General features: G+C 71.8%; 20 protein-coding genes. 6 read left to right on the top strand and 14 right to left on the bottom strand.

The window, feature by feature from the left end:
- The first annotated feature begins 119 nt into the window (after positions 1 to 119).
- A complete protein-coding gene (locus ABD785_RS12785; RefSeq protein WP_344826676.1) occupies positions 120 to 407 on the top strand; it encodes a putative quinol monooxygenase in 288 nt (95 codons plus the stop codon).
- A 59-nt stretch (positions 408 to 466) separates the two neighbouring features.
- On the opposite strand, the gene ABD785_RS12780 is transcribed toward ABD785_RS12785, so the two are convergent.
- From ABD785_RS12780 to ABD785_RS12725, 12 genes are all read right to left on the bottom strand, one after another.
- Positions 467 to 1,510 (bottom strand): hypothetical protein, encoded by a 1,044-nt coding sequence (locus ABD785_RS12780; protein WP_344826672.1) that lies wholly within the window; start codon positions 1,508 to 1,510, stop codon positions 467 to 469.
- Positions 1,503 to 1,964: a GlcG/HbpS family heme-binding protein gene (locus ABD785_RS12775; protein ID WP_344826667.1), complete on the bottom strand. Its 462-nt coding sequence runs from the start codon at positions 1,962 to 1,964 to the stop codon at positions 1,503 to 1,505. Before ABD785_RS12775 ends, ABD785_RS12780 begins: the two co-directional genes overlap by 8 nt.
- The gene (locus ABD785_RS12770; RefSeq protein WP_344826663.1) at positions 1,961 to 2,746 is read right to left on the bottom strand and encodes an alpha/beta fold hydrolase; all 786 of its coding nucleotides are present in this window, start codon (positions 2,744 to 2,746) and stop codon (positions 1,961 to 1,963) included. The genes ABD785_RS12775 and ABD785_RS12770 overlap by 4 nt, the downstream gene beginning before the upstream one ends.
- 35 nt (positions 2,747 to 2,781) lie before the next feature.
- Positions 2,782 to 3,153 (bottom strand): VOC family protein, encoded by a 372-nt coding sequence (locus tag ABD785_RS12765; protein ID WP_344826660.1) that lies wholly within the window; start codon positions 3,151 to 3,153, stop codon positions 2,782 to 2,784.
- Positions 3,150 to 3,941, bottom strand: a complete 792-nt coding sequence (locus ABD785_RS12760; protein ID WP_344826657.1) for a fumarylacetoacetate hydrolase family protein — start codon at positions 3,939 to 3,941, stop codon at positions 3,150 to 3,152. Before ABD785_RS12760 ends, ABD785_RS12765 begins: the two co-directional genes overlap by 4 nt.
- 5 nt (positions 3,942 to 3,946) lie before the next feature.
- The gene (locus tag ABD785_RS12755) at positions 3,947 to 5,383 is read right to left on the bottom strand and encodes an NAD-dependent succinate-semialdehyde dehydrogenase (protein ID WP_344826655.1); all 1,437 of its coding nucleotides are present in this window, start codon (positions 5,381 to 5,383) and stop codon (positions 3,947 to 3,949) included.
- Positions 5,384 to 5,420: 37 nt separating this feature from the next.
- Entirely contained in the window at positions 5,421 to 6,341 is a 921-nt protein-coding gene (locus ABD785_RS12750) for a VOC family protein (protein ID WP_344826652.1), read from the bottom strand.
- A gap of 150 nt (positions 6,342 to 6,491) precedes the next feature.
- Positions 6,492 to 7,403 (bottom strand): LysR family transcriptional regulator, encoded by a 912-nt coding sequence (locus tag ABD785_RS12745; RefSeq protein WP_344826649.1) that lies wholly within the window; start codon positions 7,401 to 7,403, stop codon positions 6,492 to 6,494.
- A 111-nt stretch (positions 7,404 to 7,514) separates the two neighbouring features.
- On the bottom strand, positions 7,515 to 8,459 hold the full coding sequence (locus tag ABD785_RS12740; RefSeq protein ID WP_344826646.1) for a sugar ABC transporter substrate-binding protein: 945 nt from the start codon (positions 8,457 to 8,459) through the stop codon (positions 7,515 to 7,517).
- Positions 8,460 to 8,533: 74 nt separating this feature from the next.
- Positions 8,534 to 9,529 carry an ABC transporter permease gene (locus ABD785_RS12735; protein WP_344826645.1) on the bottom strand — a complete coding sequence of 332 codons (996 nt, stop codon included), beginning with the start codon at positions 9,527 to 9,529 and terminating at the stop codon, positions 8,534 to 8,536.
- Complete coding sequence (locus tag ABD785_RS12730; protein ID WP_344826643.1) at positions 9,526 to 11,073, bottom strand: sugar ABC transporter ATP-binding protein; 1,548 nt, start codon at positions 11,071 to 11,073, stop codon at positions 9,526 to 9,528. Before ABD785_RS12730 ends, ABD785_RS12735 begins: the two co-directional genes overlap by 4 nt.
- Positions 11,070 to 11,654, bottom strand: a complete 585-nt coding sequence (locus ABD785_RS12725; RefSeq protein ID WP_344826641.1) for a carboxymuconolactone decarboxylase family protein — start codon at positions 11,652 to 11,654, stop codon at positions 11,070 to 11,072. The genes ABD785_RS12730 and ABD785_RS12725 overlap by 4 nt, the downstream gene beginning before the upstream one ends.
- Positions 11,655 to 11,840: 186 nt before the next feature.
- Here ABD785_RS12725 and ABD785_RS12720 point away from each other — a divergent pair, with 186 nt between their 5' ends.
- Positions 11,841 to 12,254, top strand: coding sequence for a cupin domain-containing protein (locus ABD785_RS12720; RefSeq protein WP_344826639.1), 414 nt, complete (start codon positions 11,841 to 11,843; stop codon positions 12,252 to 12,254).
- 6 nt (positions 12,255 to 12,260) lie between these two features.
- On the opposite strand, the gene ABD785_RS12715 is transcribed toward ABD785_RS12720, so the two are convergent.
- Positions 12,261 to 12,683, bottom strand: a complete 423-nt coding sequence (locus ABD785_RS12715; protein ID WP_344826637.1) for a helix-turn-helix domain-containing protein — start codon at positions 12,681 to 12,683, stop codon at positions 12,261 to 12,263.
- 73 nt (positions 12,684 to 12,756) lie between these two features.
- On the opposite strand from ABD785_RS12715, the gene ABD785_RS12710 reads away from it, so the two are divergent.
- Positions 12,757 to 13,575 carry a class I SAM-dependent methyltransferase gene (locus tag ABD785_RS12710; RefSeq protein ID WP_344826635.1) on the top strand — a complete coding sequence of 273 codons (819 nt, stop codon included), beginning with the start codon at positions 12,757 to 12,759 and terminating at the stop codon, positions 13,573 to 13,575.
- Here ABD785_RS12710 and ABD785_RS12705 read toward each other — a convergent pair.
- Positions 13,536 to 14,210: a DUF2306 domain-containing protein gene (locus tag ABD785_RS12705; RefSeq protein WP_344826633.1), complete on the bottom strand. Its 675-nt coding sequence runs from the start codon at positions 14,208 to 14,210 to the stop codon at positions 13,536 to 13,538. The genes ABD785_RS12710 and ABD785_RS12705 overlap by 40 nt on opposite strands.
- Before the next feature lie 87 nt (positions 14,211 to 14,297).
- On the opposite strand from ABD785_RS12705, the gene ABD785_RS12700 reads away from it, so the two are divergent.
- The 3 genes from ABD785_RS12700 to ABD785_RS12690 all read left to right on the top strand — a co-directional run bounded on the left by ABD785_RS12700 (position 14,298) and on the right by ABD785_RS12690 (position 18,463).
- Complete coding sequence (locus ABD785_RS12700) at positions 14,298 to 15,326, top strand: sensor histidine kinase (RefSeq protein WP_344826631.1); 1,029 nt, start codon at positions 14,298 to 14,300, stop codon at positions 15,324 to 15,326.
- Positions 15,320 to 15,973 carry a response regulator gene (locus ABD785_RS12695; protein ID WP_344827104.1) on the top strand — a complete coding sequence of 218 codons (654 nt, stop codon included), beginning with the start codon at positions 15,320 to 15,322 and terminating at the stop codon, positions 15,971 to 15,973. The genes ABD785_RS12700 and ABD785_RS12695 overlap by 7 nt, the downstream gene beginning before the upstream one ends.
- 69 nt (positions 15,974 to 16,042) lie before the next feature.
- Complete coding sequence (locus tag ABD785_RS12690) at positions 16,043 to 18,463, top strand: excinuclease ABC subunit UvrA (protein WP_344826628.1); 2,421 nt, start codon at positions 16,043 to 16,045, stop codon at positions 18,461 to 18,463.
- Positions 18,464 to 18,515 lie beyond the last annotated feature (52 nt).

Below are 18,515 nucleotides of genomic sequence, written 5' to 3'. Positions count from 1 at the left end.
CGAGGCATGCATTGCTTGCGCTCCCCGCACCCTGCGGGCGCGGCGCCCCATGATGGAATCGAGCCCTCACCTGCACCGATACATCCGCCGATACACCCACCGATCCATCGGAGGCCGTCATGCCCTACGCCGTCATCGCGCACTACCGCTGCGCGCCGGAGGACGCCGGGCTCATCCGCGCGACGCTCCTCGAGGTGCGCGAGCACACGCTCGCGGAACCGGCGAACATCGCCTACGTGGTCCACGCCGACCCCGACGACCCGGCCTCGTTCACCCTCTACGAGCAGTACACCGGCAAGGCCGGGTTCGAGGCGCACACGCGGACCCCCCACTTCACCGAGCACGTCCTCGGCACCGTCCGGCCGCTCCTGACCGAGCGCACGGTGTCGTTCCTGGACGTCCTCTGATCCCCGGGCACGCCTGAGCGCCCGGACCGCACGGGTCCGGGCGCTCCGCGCTTCCCTCGCTAGAGCTCGTTGCCCCAGCACATGCGGGCGATGGTCTCGACGTGGATCAGCTTGCGGCGCTGGTCGTCGAAGCCGATGGCGGGCGCTCCCGCCAGGTCGGAGAAGCCGCGGCTCGGGCTGACCGCGATGTCCTCGATGTCCTTCAGCTCCGCGGCGACGTCCATCCGATCCATGATCGCGTCGACGTCCTCGAGTTCGGGGACGGCCGGGTCCACGATGCCGAGGCAGGCGTCGCGGTCGGCGGGGACCGCGCGCAGCAGGTCCCGTTCGGCCTCCGATCCGGTGAGGTAGGGCAGCACCCAGCGGTCGACCGGCAGCTCGCCGAACAGCCGTTCCGCCGCGGCCCGGTCGACGGCGCCGGACGCGCGATGGGTCGGGCTGAGGCCGATCCTGACGTCCCCCGGCTTGCCGGCCAGATCCACCGCGAGCGTGTCGATCGCGATCGACTCGGCCAGGGTCAGGACGTCCTCCCCGCGGCCGAACAGCGACCTGGCGTAGGCGGGGTTGCCGAGCTGGATCAGCCGGACGCCCCGGGCGATCAGCCGCTCGATCTCCGCACGGATGATCTCCGCGAGCGCCTCGCCGAGCTCGGTCGCGCTCTTCCACGGCCCCGGGGCGCCGGGGTCGAAGGTGCGGGCGGCCAGGTAGGCCGGGGAGGGCAGCGTGGCCTTGGCGGCGATGGCGGTCTGCGCGGCGACCGCGGCGACGTCGTCGGCGATGAGCGGGCCGTCGGACGTGAGCTCCCCGGACGCCGTCCAGACCGGGAGGCCGTGGCCGTCGGTCTCGCCGGTGCGGTGGAACCCGCCGACGTTCTCGAGGATCGCGCCGCGCGGGTCCTCGCGGCGGAACTCGCCGTCGGTGACGACCGCCAGGCTGAGCCTGCGCTGGAAGCGGACGGCGTCGGCGATGGCCTCGTCCTCCGCGGCCCGCAGCCCCGCCGCGTCGAGCTCGCCGGCGGCGTGCCGCGCCCGGGCTCCGAGCAGCTCGGCGGGCCGGATCAGGCTGCCGTGGTGGTCGATCCGGAACTTGTAGGTGTCAGCCACGACCGGCCTCCTGCTGCTTCGCGCCGCCCCATGCCTGGAAGTCGAGCTGGTAGCCCAGCGACCCCAGGACATCCAGGCAGACCTGCTCGTCCTCGGCGGCGGTTCCGCCGGAGACGCCGAGACCGCCGATGATCTCTCCGTCCCGCTTCACGGTGACGCCGCCGAGCGTGGCGACGATCGGCTGCGAGCCCATGGTCGACAGCTGGGCGAAGAAGCCGGGGTTGCTGTCGGCCCAGTCGCGCAGCATGCTCGTCGGCCGCTCCATCACCGCGGACGTGTAGGCCTTGGCGATGGCGATGTTCGGGGTCAGCGGGCGGGCCCGGTCGCTGCGCTTGACGACCAGCAGGAACCCGCCGCCGTCGACGACCGCGACGCTGAACGCCTTGCCGATGTCCTGTCCCCGCTTCTGCGCGGCGGCGACGATCTCGTCCGCCTCCGCAAGGGTGAGTCTCATGCCGGTGCCTTTCGCTGGGAGACGCGCTCGCGGATGCGGATCAGCGCGGCGTTGAACAGATCCGGGCGCTCCCAGTACATGGAGTGCGGGGCGCCGGGGACGAGCTCGAGGTGCGAGCCCTCGACGAGCTCGTGCGCCCTCCTGACGGTCGCCGGGCTGATGACGGCGTCCCGCTCGCCCGCGAGGAAGGTGATGTCGAGCCCGGAGGCGGTGACCTCCTCGACCGAGGGGCCTCCCGCGCTGAGGTTGCGCAGGTCGGCCATGGTGGCGACGTTGAACGTCCCCTGCTGCTGGAACAGGAAGGTCATCGCCTTCTCGTTCTCCTGGAACTCCCTGGTCAGCAGCCGGTCGATGACGGGCAGCCGCACCGCCTCGGCCCGGTCCGCGGCGACCAGCTCCGACAGCTCGGGATGGCTGATGGAGCCGAGGGAGTGCCCGAGGGCCACACCGGAGACCCGTCCGGGGCGGAGCAGCCCGGCCCGCAGGGCGGCGACCGCGCCGATGGACTGGCCGAACAGCAGGACGTCGGTGAGGTCCTCCCGGTCGAGGACCGCGACGATGTCGCCGGGGAAGTCCTGGCCGTCGAACTCCGGCATGGAGGAGCCGGAGTTGCCGAAGCCGCGCAGGTCGACCGTCACGACGGTGTAGTGCTCGCGCAGGACCGCCACCTGCTGCCACCAGGCGGCGTGGTGGCCGCCCGAGCCGTGCACGAGCAGGATCGGCGGTCCCTCGCCGTGGCGCTCGTAGTAGATCTTCGTGCCGTCGGAAAGTGCGACGCCCATGGGAGCCTTCCAGCAGTAGGGGTGATCGGGGCCGGTCAGGCGGGCCGCTTGCCGTGGTAGACGAGCTCGATCATGGTGTGGTCGGGGTCGTGGATGTAGCAGAACTTCGACTGGTTCTCGGGGCGCTCGATCGGCCGGGTGTGGCGGACGCCGAGTTCCTTGAGGTGCTCCAGGAAGCCGTCCCAGTCCTCCACCTCCATGGCGAAGTGGTAGGGCGCCATGCGGTCCATCTCCTCGACCGGGGTGAAGTGCAGGTCGAAGTTGCCGCGCGTCATCAGCAGAACGCGGGTGTTGCTCTTGGGGGTGATCGCCTTGAGCCCGAAGACCATGGCGTACCACTCGCGGGTGCGGTCGACGTCGGTCGTCGGGAAGTTGACGTGGTGGATGTACAGCGGGCGGTTGCTCATCGCCGGGTCCTCTCTGCGTGCACGGGATTCGACAGGGTGCCGATCCCGGTGATCTCGATCTCCACGGTGTCGCCGGGCTCCAGCTGACAGGTGCCGTCGGCGCCCATCCACAGGACGTCGCCGGGGCGCATCGTGATGTACCGGGTCGTCTCGACGATGAACTCGTAAGGATCGAAGATCATCGCCCCGGTCGGGAAGACCGCCTCGATCTCGCCGTTGACGCGCATCGTCGTGGTCTGCGCCAGCGGATCGACCTCGGTCTCGATCCACGGGCCCATCGGCTTGAAGGTGTCGCTGTTCTTGCTGCGCCAGAAGGAGCGGTCCTCGTGCTGCCAGGCGCGGGCGCTGACGTCGTTGCCGATCGTCCAGCCGAAGATCCCGGCCCTGGCCTCCTCGTAGGTGGCGTTCCTGAGGGTCGCGCCGATGACCGCGACGACCTCCCCCTCGGCCTCGAAACGGCCCTTGACCCCGTGGGGCCTGATGATCGGTGAGCCGTGCCCGGTGAGGGCGTTGTTGGCCCGGTAGGCGACTTCGGGACGCTCGGGGAGCGCCGCGACCCGGTAACCGCGGGCGAGGGCGTGCTCGACATGGCTCCTGTAATTGAGGCCGACGGCGTAGAAGACCCCGGGGATCACGGGCGGCAGGAGGACGGCGTCCGCCAGCGGGATCTCCGCGCCGGTGGCGGCCGGGACATCGTCCAGCGGCGACCCGCTCAGCACCCGGACGGTCCCGTCCTCGACGCTCCCCCAGGCCGGACGGCCGCCGAGCTCGATGCGGCAGAATCTCATCGCGGTCAGTCCTCGAGCAGGTGCGAGACCCGCTTGGTGATCAGGTAGCCCTCGAGGCCCTCAGGGCCGCCCTCCTTGCCGTAGCCGCTGGACTTGACCCCGCCCGAGGGCGCCTCGTGGACCGAGCCGCCGCAGTGGTTGATCGACAGGATGCCCGCTTCGAACCCGGTGACCAGGCGTTCCGCGGTCGCCGCCGACCGGGTGAATCCGTAGGCGGCCAGCCCGTAGGGCAGGGAGTTGGCGATCGCGAGCGCCTCGTCGAGGTCGTCGAAGGGGATGATCGGGGCGATCGGCCCGAACGGCTCCTCCAGCAGGATCCGGGCGTCCGCCGGGACCCCCGCGAGGACCGTCGGGGCGAAGAAGTAGCCCGCCCGGTCGAGGCGGTGGCCGCCGGTGAGGACGGCGGCGCCGCGGGAGACCGCGTCGGACACGAACTCCTCCATGGCCTTGAGCCTGCGCTCGTTGGCCAGCGGCCCCATCGTCACGCCCTCCTCGAGCCCGTCGCCGACGACGACGGCCTCCGCGGCCCTGACGAACTCGGCGGTGAACTCCGCGACGAGGCTCTCGTGGACCAGGAACCGGCTGGGCGAGGTGCAGACCTGCCCGGCGTTGACGAACTTCGCGAAGGCCGCGCGCCGGGCCGCCTTCACCGGGTCGGCGTCCGCGCAGACGATCACGGGGGCGTGGCCGCCGAGCTCCATCAGCGACGGCTTCATCGCCGCTCCCGCGGCGGCGGCCAGCAGCCTGCCGACCGGGATCGAGCCGGTGAAGGCCACCAGCCGGGTCGCGGGCGAGGCGATCAGGTGGGCGGAGACCTCGGCGGGCTCGCCGAACACCAGGTTGAGCGCGCCGTCGGGGACGCCCGCGTCCTGGAAGCAGCGGGCCAGCTCCACGGCGGTCCCCGGCGTCTCCTCCGAGGCCTTGATGACGATCGAGCAGCCCGCCGACAGCGCCGCGGCGATCTTGCGCATCGGGGAGCCGGCCGGGAAGTTCCACGGGGTGAACGCCGCGACGGGCCCGATCGGCTCGTGCCGGACCGACAGGAGGGTGTCGCCGGCGGAGGGGATGATGCGGCCGTAGGCGCGCCGGGCGTCGTCGGCGTCCCAGCGCAGGGCGTCGGCGACGCGCAGCGCCTCGCCCCTGGCCTCGGCGAGCGGCTTGCCCTGCTCGAGCGTCATCACCCGGGCGATCCGGTCGGCCCGCGCGGTCACCAGGTCCGCGGCGGCGCGCAGGATCGCCGTCCGGGCGGCGACGGGGGTCGCCCGCCAGGCCGCGAACCCGGCGACCGCTGCCTCGACGGCGCGGTCGAGGTCGCCGGGGGCCGCCAGGGGGACCTGGCCGATCACCTCTTCGGTGGCGGGGTTGACGACGGCCTGGGTGCGGCCGGTCTCCCCGGCGCACCAGACCCCGCCGATCAGCATCCGCGGTGCGGGATAGGTCATGTTCCTCGTCTTCTTCCTCGTCAGCGGGTACGCGCGGTCACCGGTCCGCGTCCTCGGACGCGTCCCTGTTCGTGCGCAGCGCCCAGATGGTGTGCGGCGGCGCCGTCTCGTGGACGTTCGGCCCGTAGGAGGCGTCGACGCGGTCCATGTCGGCCGCGTACTCGACCCGGCCGCCGCACGGGGCGTGCAGGAAGCGGAAGACGTTCGAGCCGACCGTGTGCCGGCCGAGCCGCCGCGCCTCCCGCCAGCCCTGTTCGATCATGTGGTTGCCGCCCTCGATCACGTCGTCGAAGCCGGGCACCTCGTAGGCGACGTGGTTGACCCCGGCCTTGTCGGGGCGGTGGCAGAGCAGGAAGGTGTGCTGGTCGGTGTCGCCCTCGGCGCGCATGAACACGCCCATCGGCTCGACGATGTCGGTGGGGGCGAACCCGAGCCGGTCGACGTAGAACGCGACCGCCTTCTCCCGGCCGTCCTTGGGGATGTTGAGCGCGACATGGCACATCCGCAGCGGCCGCACCCGCCCGACCGGTTCCAGCGGGCTGTTCCACCGCTCCACCCGTCCGTTGACGTTGGCGGGGCGGGGAGCGGCGGCCGCCTCGCGGACGTCCGCCAGGGCGAGGCCGAGGCCGAACCCCGTCTCGTCCGCCGCGTGGTGGACGCCGTCCCTGGTGCGCCTGACCTCGCGGTCCGCGGCGACCTCGGCGACGAGCCGTTCCAGCTCGGCGGGGGTGTCGACCCCCCAGACCACCTCGCGGAGGGTCGGGGTGCGCTCCAGCGCGGGAGGCAGCGCCGGATCGGCCTCGAGGACGAGCCGGACGGTCTGCCCTGCCAGGGTCGTGAAGACCGCCCCTGCCGCGTCGCGGCCCGCGGGCGTCAGGCCGAAGTCCTCGAAGAACCTGACGCAGGCGTCGAGGTCGTCCACGCTGTAGAGCACGGACTCGATGCGCTGGATTCCCACCGCTGACCTTCCTTGTCCTTGGTTTACGGAGCGTGACGACCGTCACGGGCACATGTCGATCCTAGAAATCCGGCGATCCGCCACCAACCCCCCGAGCAGCACCGATGCCGCAAGTGTTGGTTGCACGGAACGAACCCCGGCCACCGGGAGTCACATGCGGAAGGACGGGATGGGGTTGTCGGAGAACCACTTGGTCAGGAAGTCCAGGAAGACCTCGACCTTGCGGGGAGCCTGCGCGGCGGGGCCGAAGATCGCGTACAGCGAGCGGGCCGGGACGGGCAGCCCGGGCAGGAGCGGCTGGAGAGCCCCGCTCATGAGGTCCTCGTAGGCGGGGCGGTGCGGGATCAGCGCGATGCCCCGCCCGTGCACCGCCGCCTTCTGCAGCGCGATGTAGGAGTTGGAGGTGAAGGCGATGTTGCGGATCTTGTGCAGGGTGCTGGCGTGGCCGTGCCCGATCCGCCACACCGGGTCGTTGACGTGCACGAGGCAGTCGTGGTGCGCCAGCTCGTTCGGGTCGCTCAGGGCGCCGTGCCGCTCCACGTAGGCGCGCGACGCGCACAGCACGAAGGGCAGCGAGGCGATCTTCTTCAGCCGGACGCTGGAGTCGCGCAGGTCCCTGGTGTGGAAGGCCACGTCGAACCCGCTGTCCAGGAAGTCGTAGGTCCGGTCGGACATCCCGCCCAGCTCGAACCGCACGGCGATCTTGGGGTGGGCCACCGCGAACGCCGCTATCGCGTCGCCCAGGTCGAGGCCGCCGATCCACTTCGGGCAGATGATCGACAGCTGCCCCTCCGCCCTGTCGTGCATCTGCGCGATGTTGGCGTCCTCGTCGTCGATCTCGTCCAGCACCCGCTGGGCGAACGTGCTGTACCGCAGGCCCGGCTCGGTCAGGCTGACCGAGCGGGCCGTGCGGTTGACCAGCCGGACCCCCAGCTGTTTCTCCAGGTCGGCGACGTGCCTGGAGATCAGCGAACCGGACGAGCCCAGGGCCTTGGCGGCCCCGCTGAAGCTGCCGACCTTCGCAACGGTGACGAAGCTGCGCATGATGAGCAGACGGTCCATGGCTCCTCCGAAAGAACCGGGGCGTGGAGGGGTCTCGGACCCCTCCGTACCCGTTTGTGCCTAATGTGCGGAAAGTCACGCTAAGGCTCTCGTCTTAAAGGAACGTGAGGATCACGGGAGGCAGTACTGCGGCGCCTCGGCGACGTTCTCCCTGGTGATCAGCTTGATCTTCACCGGCGAGATCTTCTGGCCGCCCGGGTTCTTGAGCAGCGAGAGGGTCTGCTTCACCGCGCCCGTCCCGAGCTCCAGGGCGGAGTTGGCGACGGTCGCGGCGAACCGTCCGTCCTTGACCGCCGCCAGGCCCTGCTCGGTGCCGTTGACCGTGACGATCTTGACGTCCTTGCCCGCGGCCTTGAAGGCCTCCAGGGCGCCGAACGCCATGTCCTCGTTGGCCACGAAGGCGTACTTGAGGTTCGGGTGGGCCTGGATCAGGTTCTCGGCGACGTCCTGGGCCTTGGCCCGGTTGAACATGCCGGGCTGGTTGCCCACGACCTTGACGTTGGCGGGCAGGCCCGCGGTGAAGCCGCCGACGAGGATGTCCGAGGCCGCTCCCGGGGCTCCCGCGATCACGGCCGCCTCGGCGTCGGCGCCCGCGGCGTCCTTGCCGACCCACTCCGCGTCCAGGCCGCCCACCGCCTTCAGGTCGACCGGGGAGGCACCGAGCACGCCGGCGGTGTCGCCGTTGAAGACCGCCGTCAGATAGATCGGGATCTTGGCCTCTCCGGCCTTGGCGATGTCGTTCTTCAGGGCGTCGACGTTCACGGTCTGGACGATCAGCGCGTCGACGTCACGGGAGATCATGTCCTCGATGTTGGACAGCTCCGTCGCCGGATTCTGGTTGGAGTTCGCGGTGACGAGCTCGGCGCCGTCGGCCGAGGCCTGGCTGGTGATCGCCTTCAGCAGGCAGGAGTGGAACTCGGTGTTCGCCCCGTTGACGAAGCCGATCTTCACCTTGCCGCCGCCGGCGGCGCTCTTGTCGTCGGAGCCGCAGGCGGTCAGCAGCGAGAGGGACATGACCGCGATCGCCGCGGCTCTGAGGGGACGGAGTGCAGACATGGGGAGGTGCCTTTCCGGGGGTGGGGTGTTCCGGGACGGTCCCGGGGTGCGGAAGGTGGGCGGGGAGACGCTGCTCAGCGCCGGGACCTGCCCTGGAGGAGGTTGGCGACGGCGGCGATCAGCAGGACCGCGCCCACGGAGATCGTCTGGTAGTAGTTGTTGATCCCGAGCAGGTTGAGCACGTTGGCCACCACGCCGAGCAGGATCACGCCGAAGAAGGTGCCGACGATCGTGCCCTTGCCCCCGGCCAGCGAGGTCCCGCCGATGACGACGGCGGCGACCGCCTGGAGCTGGAACTGCAGCCCTCCGGCGTTCGGGCTGCTCCCCGCCAGGCGGGCCAGGAGCATGATCCCCGCGACGCCGGCGAGCGCGCCGGACAGCGCGTAGAGGACGAGCTTGTCGCGATCCACGCGGATGCCGCTCAGCCGTGCGACGTCCTCGTTGCCGCCGATCGCGAAGGCGTCGCGGCCGAAGATCGTGTACTGCATGACGAGGCCGACCACGACGAGCACGGCCAGCGCGACATAGACCAGGTTGGGGATGCCGAAGGTCTTGTCGCCGCCGAGCCAGGACAGGTGGGTGCCGATCGAGATGCTCATGCCGTCGATGATCAGCAGGGCGATGCCGTCGAGGATCGTGGCGGTCGCCAGCGTCACCACGAACGGCGCGACCTTCGCGTAGGTCACCACGACCCCGTTCACCAGGCCGATCACGGTGGCCAGCAGCATCGACAGGAAGATCGTCGCGACTTCGGAATGCCCGTTGTCGATGAGCTGTGAGGCGAAGGAGACCGTCACTCCCATGGTGCTGCCCATGGAGAAGTCCATGCCGCCGGCGGTCATCAGCAGGGTCAGGCCGGAGGCCAGGACCATCAGCACGCTCACCTGGCGCAGCACGTTCAACAGGTTGTTGGAGCTGAGGAAGGCGTCGGTCCTGAGGCTCGCGTAGACGACGATGAGCGCCAGGACCAGGGCGAGGCCACCGTGCGGGATGTTCCGCAGCGGCTCGGGGACCAGGGTCCGCCGGGGTACCTCGTGCCTGGCGGGGCTGACCGGGGTGTCGGTGTTCACTTGACGTCTCCTCCCAGGACGGCGGCGATGAGCTCATCGCGGGTGATCTGGTCGATCTCGTATTCGGTGACCGTCCTGCCGTCCCGGACGACGATCACCCGGTCGGCGAGCCGCATGACCTCCTCGGCGTTCGAGGAGGCCAGCAGGACGGCCGCTCCCTGCTCGGCGAGTTTGTCGACGAGCACGTGGATGTCGGCCATCGCGGCCACGTCCACGCCGTTGGTCGGGTCCTCCAGCAGGCAGGCGAGCGGCGCGGCGGCCAGCCACTTGGCCAGCAGCACCTTCTGCTGGTTGCCGCCGGACAGGCTCTCCACCGGCGGGTTGCTGGTCAGCGAGACCACCCGGTAGCGCTCGCGCAGCGGGGCCGCCCGGCGGGCAAGCCGGTCCCTGAGGTGCAGGGTGCGGCCCTCCATCCGGTCGATGGCCAGCATCAGGTTCTCGTCGATCGACAGCCCGGGGACGAGGCCCAGCGCGCGCCGGTCGCCCGTCACGCAGTGCAGCCCGCTGTCGAGCGACTTCCGGACCCGGCCGAGCGGAACGGGCCGCCCGCCGACCCACATCGCGCCGCGGGACGGGCGCCTGCGGCCGGACAGCAGGTCGAACAGGCGTGACTGCCCGTCGCCCGCCGGTCCGAGCACCGCGACGATCTCTCCCCTGCGGACGTCGACACCGAAGCCGTCCAGCAGCCTGCCCTGGCTGAGGTCCCGGACGCTCAGCCCGACCTCGCCGGGGCGCACGCCGCGCCGGGGCCTGTGCGACACCACGTCGCGGCCGACCATGTCCCGGACGACCTCCGCCTCACCGGTCTCGGCGGCCAGGACGCTCTTGACCAGCCGTCCGTCGCGCAGGGTGGTGATCCGGTCGGCGAGCCCGATCACCTCGTCGATGTGGTGGGAGATGTAGATGACGGCCACGCCGTTGTCGCGCAGCCGGCGCACGACCGTCCGGACCTGCTCGGCTGCCTCGGTGCCGAGGCAGGCGGTGGGCTCGTCGAGGATCAGGACCCGGCCGCCGCGGCGCACCTCCCGCGCGACCTCGACCATGGTCTGCTCGGCGACGGTGAGGTCGCCGGCCACCTGGTCGACGTCGATCCGCAGGCCCAGTAGCGCGAGCGCCTCGCGGGCCGCCTCCCTGACCTCCCGCCAGGCGACCATCGCCCCGCTGCGGGGCAGGTCTCCGAGCATGATGTTCTCGGCGACCGTCAGGCTCATGACGAGCTCGCGGCGCTGCGGGACCATCGAGATGCCGAGCAGCCGCGACTTGCGCGGATTCAGCAGGTGATGGGCCTGGCCGTTGATCTCCAGATGGCCGACGTCGGGGTTCTGCGCCCCCGAAAGGATCTTGACCAGCGTCGACTTGCCCGCGCCGTTCATTCCCATGAGCGCGTGGATCTCGCCGGGATGGAACTCCATGGTGATGTCCTTCAGCGCGACCGCGCCGCCGAACCTCTTGGTGACCCCGTGCACCCGGATGATCGCCTCGGCGCGGCGCGCGGGAGCCTGCCCCGCGAGCCGGTCGGCGTTGAGCGGCCGGGCCGGATTCACCGGGTCCCCTCGCCGGAGATCCGCTCGTGGCCGCGGACGTCGGGGAAGGGCGGGGTGCGGTCGGCCTGCAGGTCCACCTGGAAGGCGTTCAGGCACATGCCCAGCATCGTGAAGTTGCCGAGCGAGCCCACGGCGTCGACCAGGCCCTGGGCGCCGAAGTGGCCGAGGGCCCGGTCGAAGGTCTCGTCGCTGACGAAGTGCGCGGTGAGGATCTCGTGGCAGAACCGGTAGAACGCCTCGTCCTCCTCGCGTTCGAAGCTCGGCTCGCGCCGTTCGGCGATCGCCCGGACGGCCTCCGCCGGGACCCCGGACTCGATCGCCTTGTCCACGTGGGCGTTCCAGGAGTACTGGGCGTCCATGTGCCGGGCGGCGATCAGCAGCGACAGCTCGCGCAACCGCAGCGGCAGGCAGGACTCGAACCGGGCGAAGGCCCCGAGCGCCTCGACCTTCTCGCACAGCTCCGGGCTGTTCAGCCAGACCCGGAACGGCCCGCGGACCGCGCCCCGGCGGCCGGCGATGCGCGAAGCGATCTCCTTCTGCCGGTCGTTCATCTCTTCGGGATCGATGATGGGAAGTCTCATGGACGCTGACCTTCGAGTCGTGTGACCGGGACCACTCGGATGGGTGGTTGCGGACGAACGTACAGCTCAGCGGATGAAGGGCACAGATCGCCCGATGCAACGTAAGGCTGCACTCCTTGTGACGGTCGTCACCGGTGACGAGATCTACGCTTCGAGGGACATACCTCTCAACGAAAAGGCGCGTCCATGACTGCGATCATCAAGTCCTCCGAGGTCCCCCTGCTCGATCGCGGCGGTGCGATCGTCACGACCCCGCTGATCACCACGGTGTCGGCCTTCGGCGAGAACCTGATCACCAGCGGCATGAGCGTCTACCCGGTCGGCACGGGGGCGCCGATGCACTCCCACAACTGCGACGAGCACGTCACGATCCTGGAGGGCGAGGCCGAGGTCCTGGTCGAGGGGACGATCACCCGGCTGGAACGCCACGACACGACCTACATCCCCTCACCCGTCCCGCACCTGTTCCGCAACGTCGGCGCCACCCCGCTCCGGATCCTGTGGGTCTACACCTCGGGCACCGTGACCCGGACCTTCACCGACTCCGGCGTCACCGTCGAGCACCTCTCCCCCGAGGACCTCATGGGGCGCGACCAGTAGTGCTCGTCAGGTCCGGGACGTGAGGGCGGATTCGAGGAGCGCGCGGAAGGTGGGGCACTCCATGTGGGTGGGGGCGGGGCAGGCGGCGGCGTGCCTGAGGCCGTCGCGGAGGACGGTGAGCCTGGTGATGGTGGCGTCCAGCTCGTCGGCCTTGGCGGTGAGGGTGAGGCGGTCGAGGCGGGGGGTGCCGTCGGGGGCGAACATGCCGGCGATCTCGGCGAGGGAGAAGCCGGCGGCGCGGCCCAGGGAGACCAGGGCCAGCCGGTGCAGGACGCCGGGGGCGAACTGGCGGCGCAGGCCGCGCCTGCCCGTCGAGGAGATCAGCCCCCTCTCCTCGTAGTACCGCAGCGTGGCGACCGTGACTCCGCTCCGCCGCGCCACCTCACCGATGTCCAGCACGCCGGTGTCCGGCTCGCCTGTGTCCGTCATATTGACCTCAAGTCCGCTTGAGGTAGCAGAATGACATCGCGGTACGGAAACGGCAACCGGACAGGGGATGATCATGGGTGAGGATCAGAAGGCGCGCTGGAACGGCGACGCGGGCAATGCCTGGGTGGACGGGCTCGCCGTCATCGACGCGATGTTCAGGCCGCTGGAGGAACTGCTGGCCGGGGCGGTCTCCGTGCCGTCCGGGGGCCGGATCCTCGACGTCGGCTGCGGGACCGGCGGCACGACGGTGGCGCTCGCGCGGGACCTCGGAGCGGAGGCCGTCGGGGTCGACATCTCCGAGGGGATGGTCGAGGCGGCCACGGCGCGGGCCGGGCGGGAGGGCGCGCGGGCCTCGTTCCTGGTCGCCGACGCCCAGGACCATCCGTTCGAGCCCGGCTCCTTCGACGCCGTCGTCTCCCGGTTCGGCGTCATGTTCTTCGACGACCCCGTCCAGGCCTTCGCCAACCTGCGCCGGGCCGCCCGGGACGGCGCCGGGCTGAGCCTCGTCGTCTGGCGGAGCCCCGAGGAGAACCCGTTCATGACCGCGGCCGTCCACGCGGCGCTCCCGTTCCTGCCGGACCTGCCCCTCCCCGATTCCGGCAAGCCCGGGCAGTTCGGCTTCGCCGATCGGGACCGGGTCGCCGGGATCCTGGCGGACGGCGGCTGGTCCGGCATCGAGATCACCCCGGTCGACGTCCCCTGTGTCCTGCCCGAGCGGGAGCTGGACGGCTACTACACCCGGTTCGGCCATGTCGGCCTGGCGCTGCCGGGGACGGACGAGAGGACACGGGAGAAGGTCGTCGAGGCCGTCCGCGCCGCGTTCGAGCCCTTCGTCGAGGGCGCCGAGGTCCGCTACACCGCGGCCTGCTGGCTGGTCGAGGCCCGGGCGTAGCGTTCGGCGACCAGCAGGTTGGGGACCCAGCACAGGAACGGGACCAGGTGGTAAGCGCGGGTGAAGGCGGTCTCGGCGTCGACCCCGACCTGGAGGGGGATGAGGACTCCGAGCCAGAGCCTGAGGGTGACGCCCGCGTAGGTCAGGGCGAACGTCCGGATCGCCCAGCGGCGGTGCGCCCCGACGTCGCCCCTCCTGATCGCGCGGAAGGCGGCGACCGCGAAGGAGCCCCACAGGACGGCCAGGGTGCCGAAGCCCGCCGTCCCGACCGGGCCGGCCAGGCTGAACCAGGAGATGACCAGCCCGCCGGCCGCGCCCAGGACGATCAGCGGGATCACGATCCGGCCGACGGCCCGGTGCAGGCGCGGGATCCGTGCCCGCACCCGCGACGCCAGCTGCACCGGCGAGAGCAGCAGGACCACTCCGCCGCAGGTGATGTGCAGGTAGAAGGCCGCCCGCACCCAGACGGCCCGGTCGGCGTAGTTGGCAGCGAGCTGGGTGTCGTCCTCGGCCAGCGCGTGCAGCGAGTCGGTGAGGTAGGGCAGCGGCGCGAACACCGCGATGGCCGCCGCGCTGAGCGCCAGCCACCACAGGCCGGCGGTGCGGCGCCGGGGACGGGCTTGGATCGTCGTCATGGCTCAGCACGGTAGGAAGGACGGCCCGGGTCCCGCCTCACTCATCTGAGGGATTCCCCGGCGGCCGCGCCGGTGCAGGATGAGGCCATGCGCTTCTGGCTGCCCGCCGCGCTCGCCGCCGGGTCCCTCGTGTTCGCCCTGGCGACGCCCGCCGAGCCGCCCTACCGGGACTTCGACGCCGCCGGGCTCTGCATCGGCCTGGCCGGGGCGCTCTGCCTGGCCTGGATCCAGTCCGCTCCGCTGCCCGTTCTCGCCGCGGTCTGCGCGATCCTGACCGGGAACGCGGCGGCCGGATATCCGGTGGTGTTCGTGCAGTGGCTCGCCTGGATCGCGCTGTTCGGCTGCTTCGCGCTGCACGGCGACCTCACCCGGCGGGCCGCCGCCGCGGCGCTCGCCGGCCTGGCCGTCGTGGCCTACGTCGCGCTGGACCGCGGTCCGACCGGGGCGTCCGAGCTGACGGGGATCGCGATGAGCTTCCTGATCGCGACCGTCGGCGGCGACGCGGCGCACAGCAGGCGTGCCCGGGTGGTCCTGGAGGAGCGGGCCCGGCTGGCCAGGGAACTGCACGACGCCCTGGGGCACGCCGTCAACGTGATGGTCATGCAGGCGGCGGTCGGGCAGCGGGTCTTCGCCGAGAACCCGGCGTTCGGCCGCGAGGCGCTGCGCCATGTCGAGACCCTGGGCCGGGGCGCGCTCGTGGAGCTCGACCAGCTCCTGAAGGTCCTCGATCCGCGCTCGGAGGCCCCGGTCGCGACGGATCTCGCCGAGCTGGCCGCCCGGGTCAGGGCAGCCGGACGCGAGCTGGACCTCGACGACGGCGGGGTCGACCTGCCGCCGGGCGGTGACAGGGCGCTGCGGCGCATCGTCCAGGAGGCCGTCACCAACGCCCTCAGGCACAGTGCGTCGGGACGGATCCGGGTGCGGCTGCACCAGGTCGGGGACGAGGTCCGCCTGGAGGTGACCAACGAGGGCACCGGTTTCGCCGAGCCGCTTCCCGGCCGCGGCCTGGCCAACATGCGCGAGCGCGCCCGCCTGGAGGGAGGAGACCTCCACGCCGGTCCCGGTCTCGACGGGTTCACCGTCCGGGCGACGCTCCCCGCGAGGACGCGATCATGATCCGGGTCTTCCTGGCCGACGACGAGGAGCTCGTCAGGGGCGGTATGCGGGCGCTGCTGTCCGCCGAGCCCGACATCGCCGTGGTCGGCGAGGCCGCCAACGGCTTCCAGACGGTGACGGGCGTCGAGGCGCTCCGCCCGGACGTCGTGCTCATGGACGTCCGGATGCCGGGCCACGACGGCGTGCACGCCACCCGGGAGATCGCCTCGTGGCCCGCCCCCAGGCCGAGGGTCCTCGTCCTCACCACCTTCGACCTCGACGAGATCGTCGACGACGCCATCGCGGCGGGCGCCGACGGCTTCCTTCTCAAGCGCGCCACCCCCGAGGAGATCGTCACGGCCGTCAGGACCGTCGCGGCCGGGGACGCGGTCCTGGCGCCACGGGTGACCCGCCGGTTGCTCAGATCGCTGGCCGCCCGTCCCCGGCGCCCTCCGTCCGCGCCCCGGCTGACCGACCGCGAGGCGGCCGTCCTGCGGGCCCTGGCCACCGGCAAGTCCAACACCGAGATCGCCGCCGCCATGCACGTCTCCCTCGAGACCGTGAAGACCCACGTCAAGCACATCCTCACCAAGCTCCAGGCCCGAGACCGCACCCAGGCCGTCGTCTGGGCCTACCGCACCGGCTTCCTCACCCCCGAGGACGAGTGACCCGGCGGCCGCGCCGAGATTTGGGGGTTTCATGGCTTTTGGCGGGTCCGGGCGGGCTAGGTAGACCCTATGGACGAGGGGATGGTCCGGGTCCGGGGCGCCGCCGAGCACAACCTGCGCGACGTCGATCTCGAGGCACCGCGGGACCGGCTGGTCGCCTTCACCGGGGTGTCGGGGTCGGGGAAGTCGTCGCTGGCGTTCACGACGATCTACGCCGAGGCCCAGCGCCGCTATCTGGAGTCCGTCAGCCCGTACGCGCGGCGGCTGATCGAGCAGGTCGCGGCGCCGAAGGTCACCGAGATCACCGGGCTGCCTCCGGCCGTCGCGCTGCGGCAGACGCGGGGCGGCGGCAGCAGCCGGTCGTCCGTCGGCACCGTCACCCAGCTCTCCGACCTGCTGCGGATGCTCTTCTCCCGGGTCGGCGACCAGCCCGAGGGCACCCCCTTCCTGGACTCCGACGCCTTCTCCCCCAACACCGTCGCGGGGGCCTGCCCGGAGTGCCACGGCAGGGGACGGGTGCACGAGGTCGACGCCGATCTGATGGTGCCCGACCCCGGCCTGTCCATCCGGGACGGCGCCATCGCGGCCTGGCCCGGCGCCTGGCAGGGTAAGAACTACCGCGACATCCTCGCCGAGCTCGGCTTCGACGTCGACGCGCCCTGGCGGGAGCTCCCCGCGGAGCAGCGCGAGTGGATCCTGACGACCGCCGAGCAGCCCGTCGTGACCGTCCACCCCGTCCGCGACGCCGACCGGATCACCCGCGACTACCAGGGCACCTACTCCAGCGCCCGGCGCTACGTCCTGCACACCTTCGCCACCACCCGGAGCGACGCGCTGCGCGCCAGGGCGGCGCGGTTCATCGTCTTCCACCCGTGCCCGGCCTGCGGGGGCAAACGGCTCCGCCCCGAGGCGCTGGCCGTGAAGCTCGCGGGGCGCGACATCGCCGAGTTCACCGCGCTCCCCCTCACCGAGCTGGCGGCGGCCCTGTCCACCACCGGGCCGCGCGGCGGGGCCGCGCGGGAGGCGGCCGAGCTGCTCGTGGGCGGGCTCGCCGACCGGATCGGCACACTCGTCGAACTCGGCCTGGGCCACCTGTCGATCGACCGCTCGACCGACACCCTGTCGGCGGGAGAGCTCCAGCGGCTCCGGCTGGGCGCCCAGCTCAGATCCGGGCTCTTCGGGGTGCTGTTCGTGCTCGACGAGCCGTCCGCCGGGCTGCACCCCTCCGATGTGAGCGCTCTGCTGGCGGCCCTGTACCGGCTGCGCGCGGCCGGGAACTCGGTCTTCCTCGTCGAGCACGACCTGGACCTCGTCGCCGACTGCGACTGGATCGTGGACGTCGGGCCCGGCGCCGGAGCCGAGGGCGGACGCGTCCTGTACAGCGGCGCGCTCCCGGGCCTCAAGGGCGTCCCGGAGTCGGTGACCGGACGGTACCTCGCGGGCGCGGTACCGGACCCGGTCCGCCGGGGGCGCCGCCCCGGTCCCCTGCTGGAGCTGCGGGGCGTCGGCCGGAACAACCTGCGCGACGTCACGGCTTCCTTCCCGCTGGGCCTGCTGACCGTGGTCACCGGGGTCTCGGGCTCCGGTAAGACGACGCTGGTCGGCAAGGTCCTCGCCGAGGCGGTGACGGAGCACCTGGACGGGGGCGCTCCTCCGAACTCTCCTCCGGGTTCCGCCTCCGGCCTGGAGGCGGTCGACCGGCTCGTCGTCGTGGACCAGAAGCCGATCGGGCGCACCCCGCGTTCGAACATCGCCACCTACACGGGCCTGTTCGACCTGGTGCGCCGCGCCTTCGCCACCACCCCCGAGGCGCGTCGGCTGGGCTACGGCGCCGGGCGGTTCTCCTTCAACGTCCAGGGCGGGCGGTGCGAGAACTGCCAGGGCGAGGGCCTGGTCCACATCGAGATGCTGTTCCTGCCCGAGGCCACGGCGGTCTGCCCCGTCTGTGCCGGGGCCCGCTACAACGACGACACGCTCCGCGTCCGCTTCCGCGACCACACCATCGCCGGGATCCTCGACCTGACCGTCGGGGAGGCCGCCGTCCTGCTCGGCGACCTGCCCGCCGCGGGCCGGACCCTGACGACCCTGGACTCCGTCGGCCTGGGCTACCTGCGCCTCGGGCAGCCCGCCACGACTTTGTCCGGCGGCGAGGCCCAGCGGGTCAAGCTCGCCGCCGAACTCCAGCGCGGCCGCCGCGGCCACACGCTCTACCTGCTGGACGAGCCCACCACCGGGCTGCACCCCGCCGACACGGACCTCCTGCTGAGCCAGCTCGACCGGCTGGTCGAGGAGGGCGGCACCGTCGTCATGGTCGAGCACGACATGCGCGTCGCCGCGGCCGCCGACTGGATCATCGACCTGGGGCCCGGCGGCGGTGAGGACGGCGGCCGGATCGTCGCCGCGGGCACACCGGCGGACGTCGCGCGGTCGCCGCTGAGCCGCACCGCCCCCCATCTGCGCGCCCGTCTGCCGCGGAACGGGCATTCTTGAACGCCCCATGGCACTAAGGCACCCGGAGCGGGAGAGGACCAGACAGGAGGGC

Source organism: Actinocorallia longicatena (genome assembly GCF_039534125.1).
Taxonomy (GTDB): Bacteria; Actinomycetota; Actinomycetes; order Streptosporangiales; family Streptosporangiaceae; genus Actinocorallia; species Actinocorallia longicatena.
Note: the sequence above shows the minus strand (reverse complement) of the source record. Positions and strands in the feature narration are given on the sequence as shown.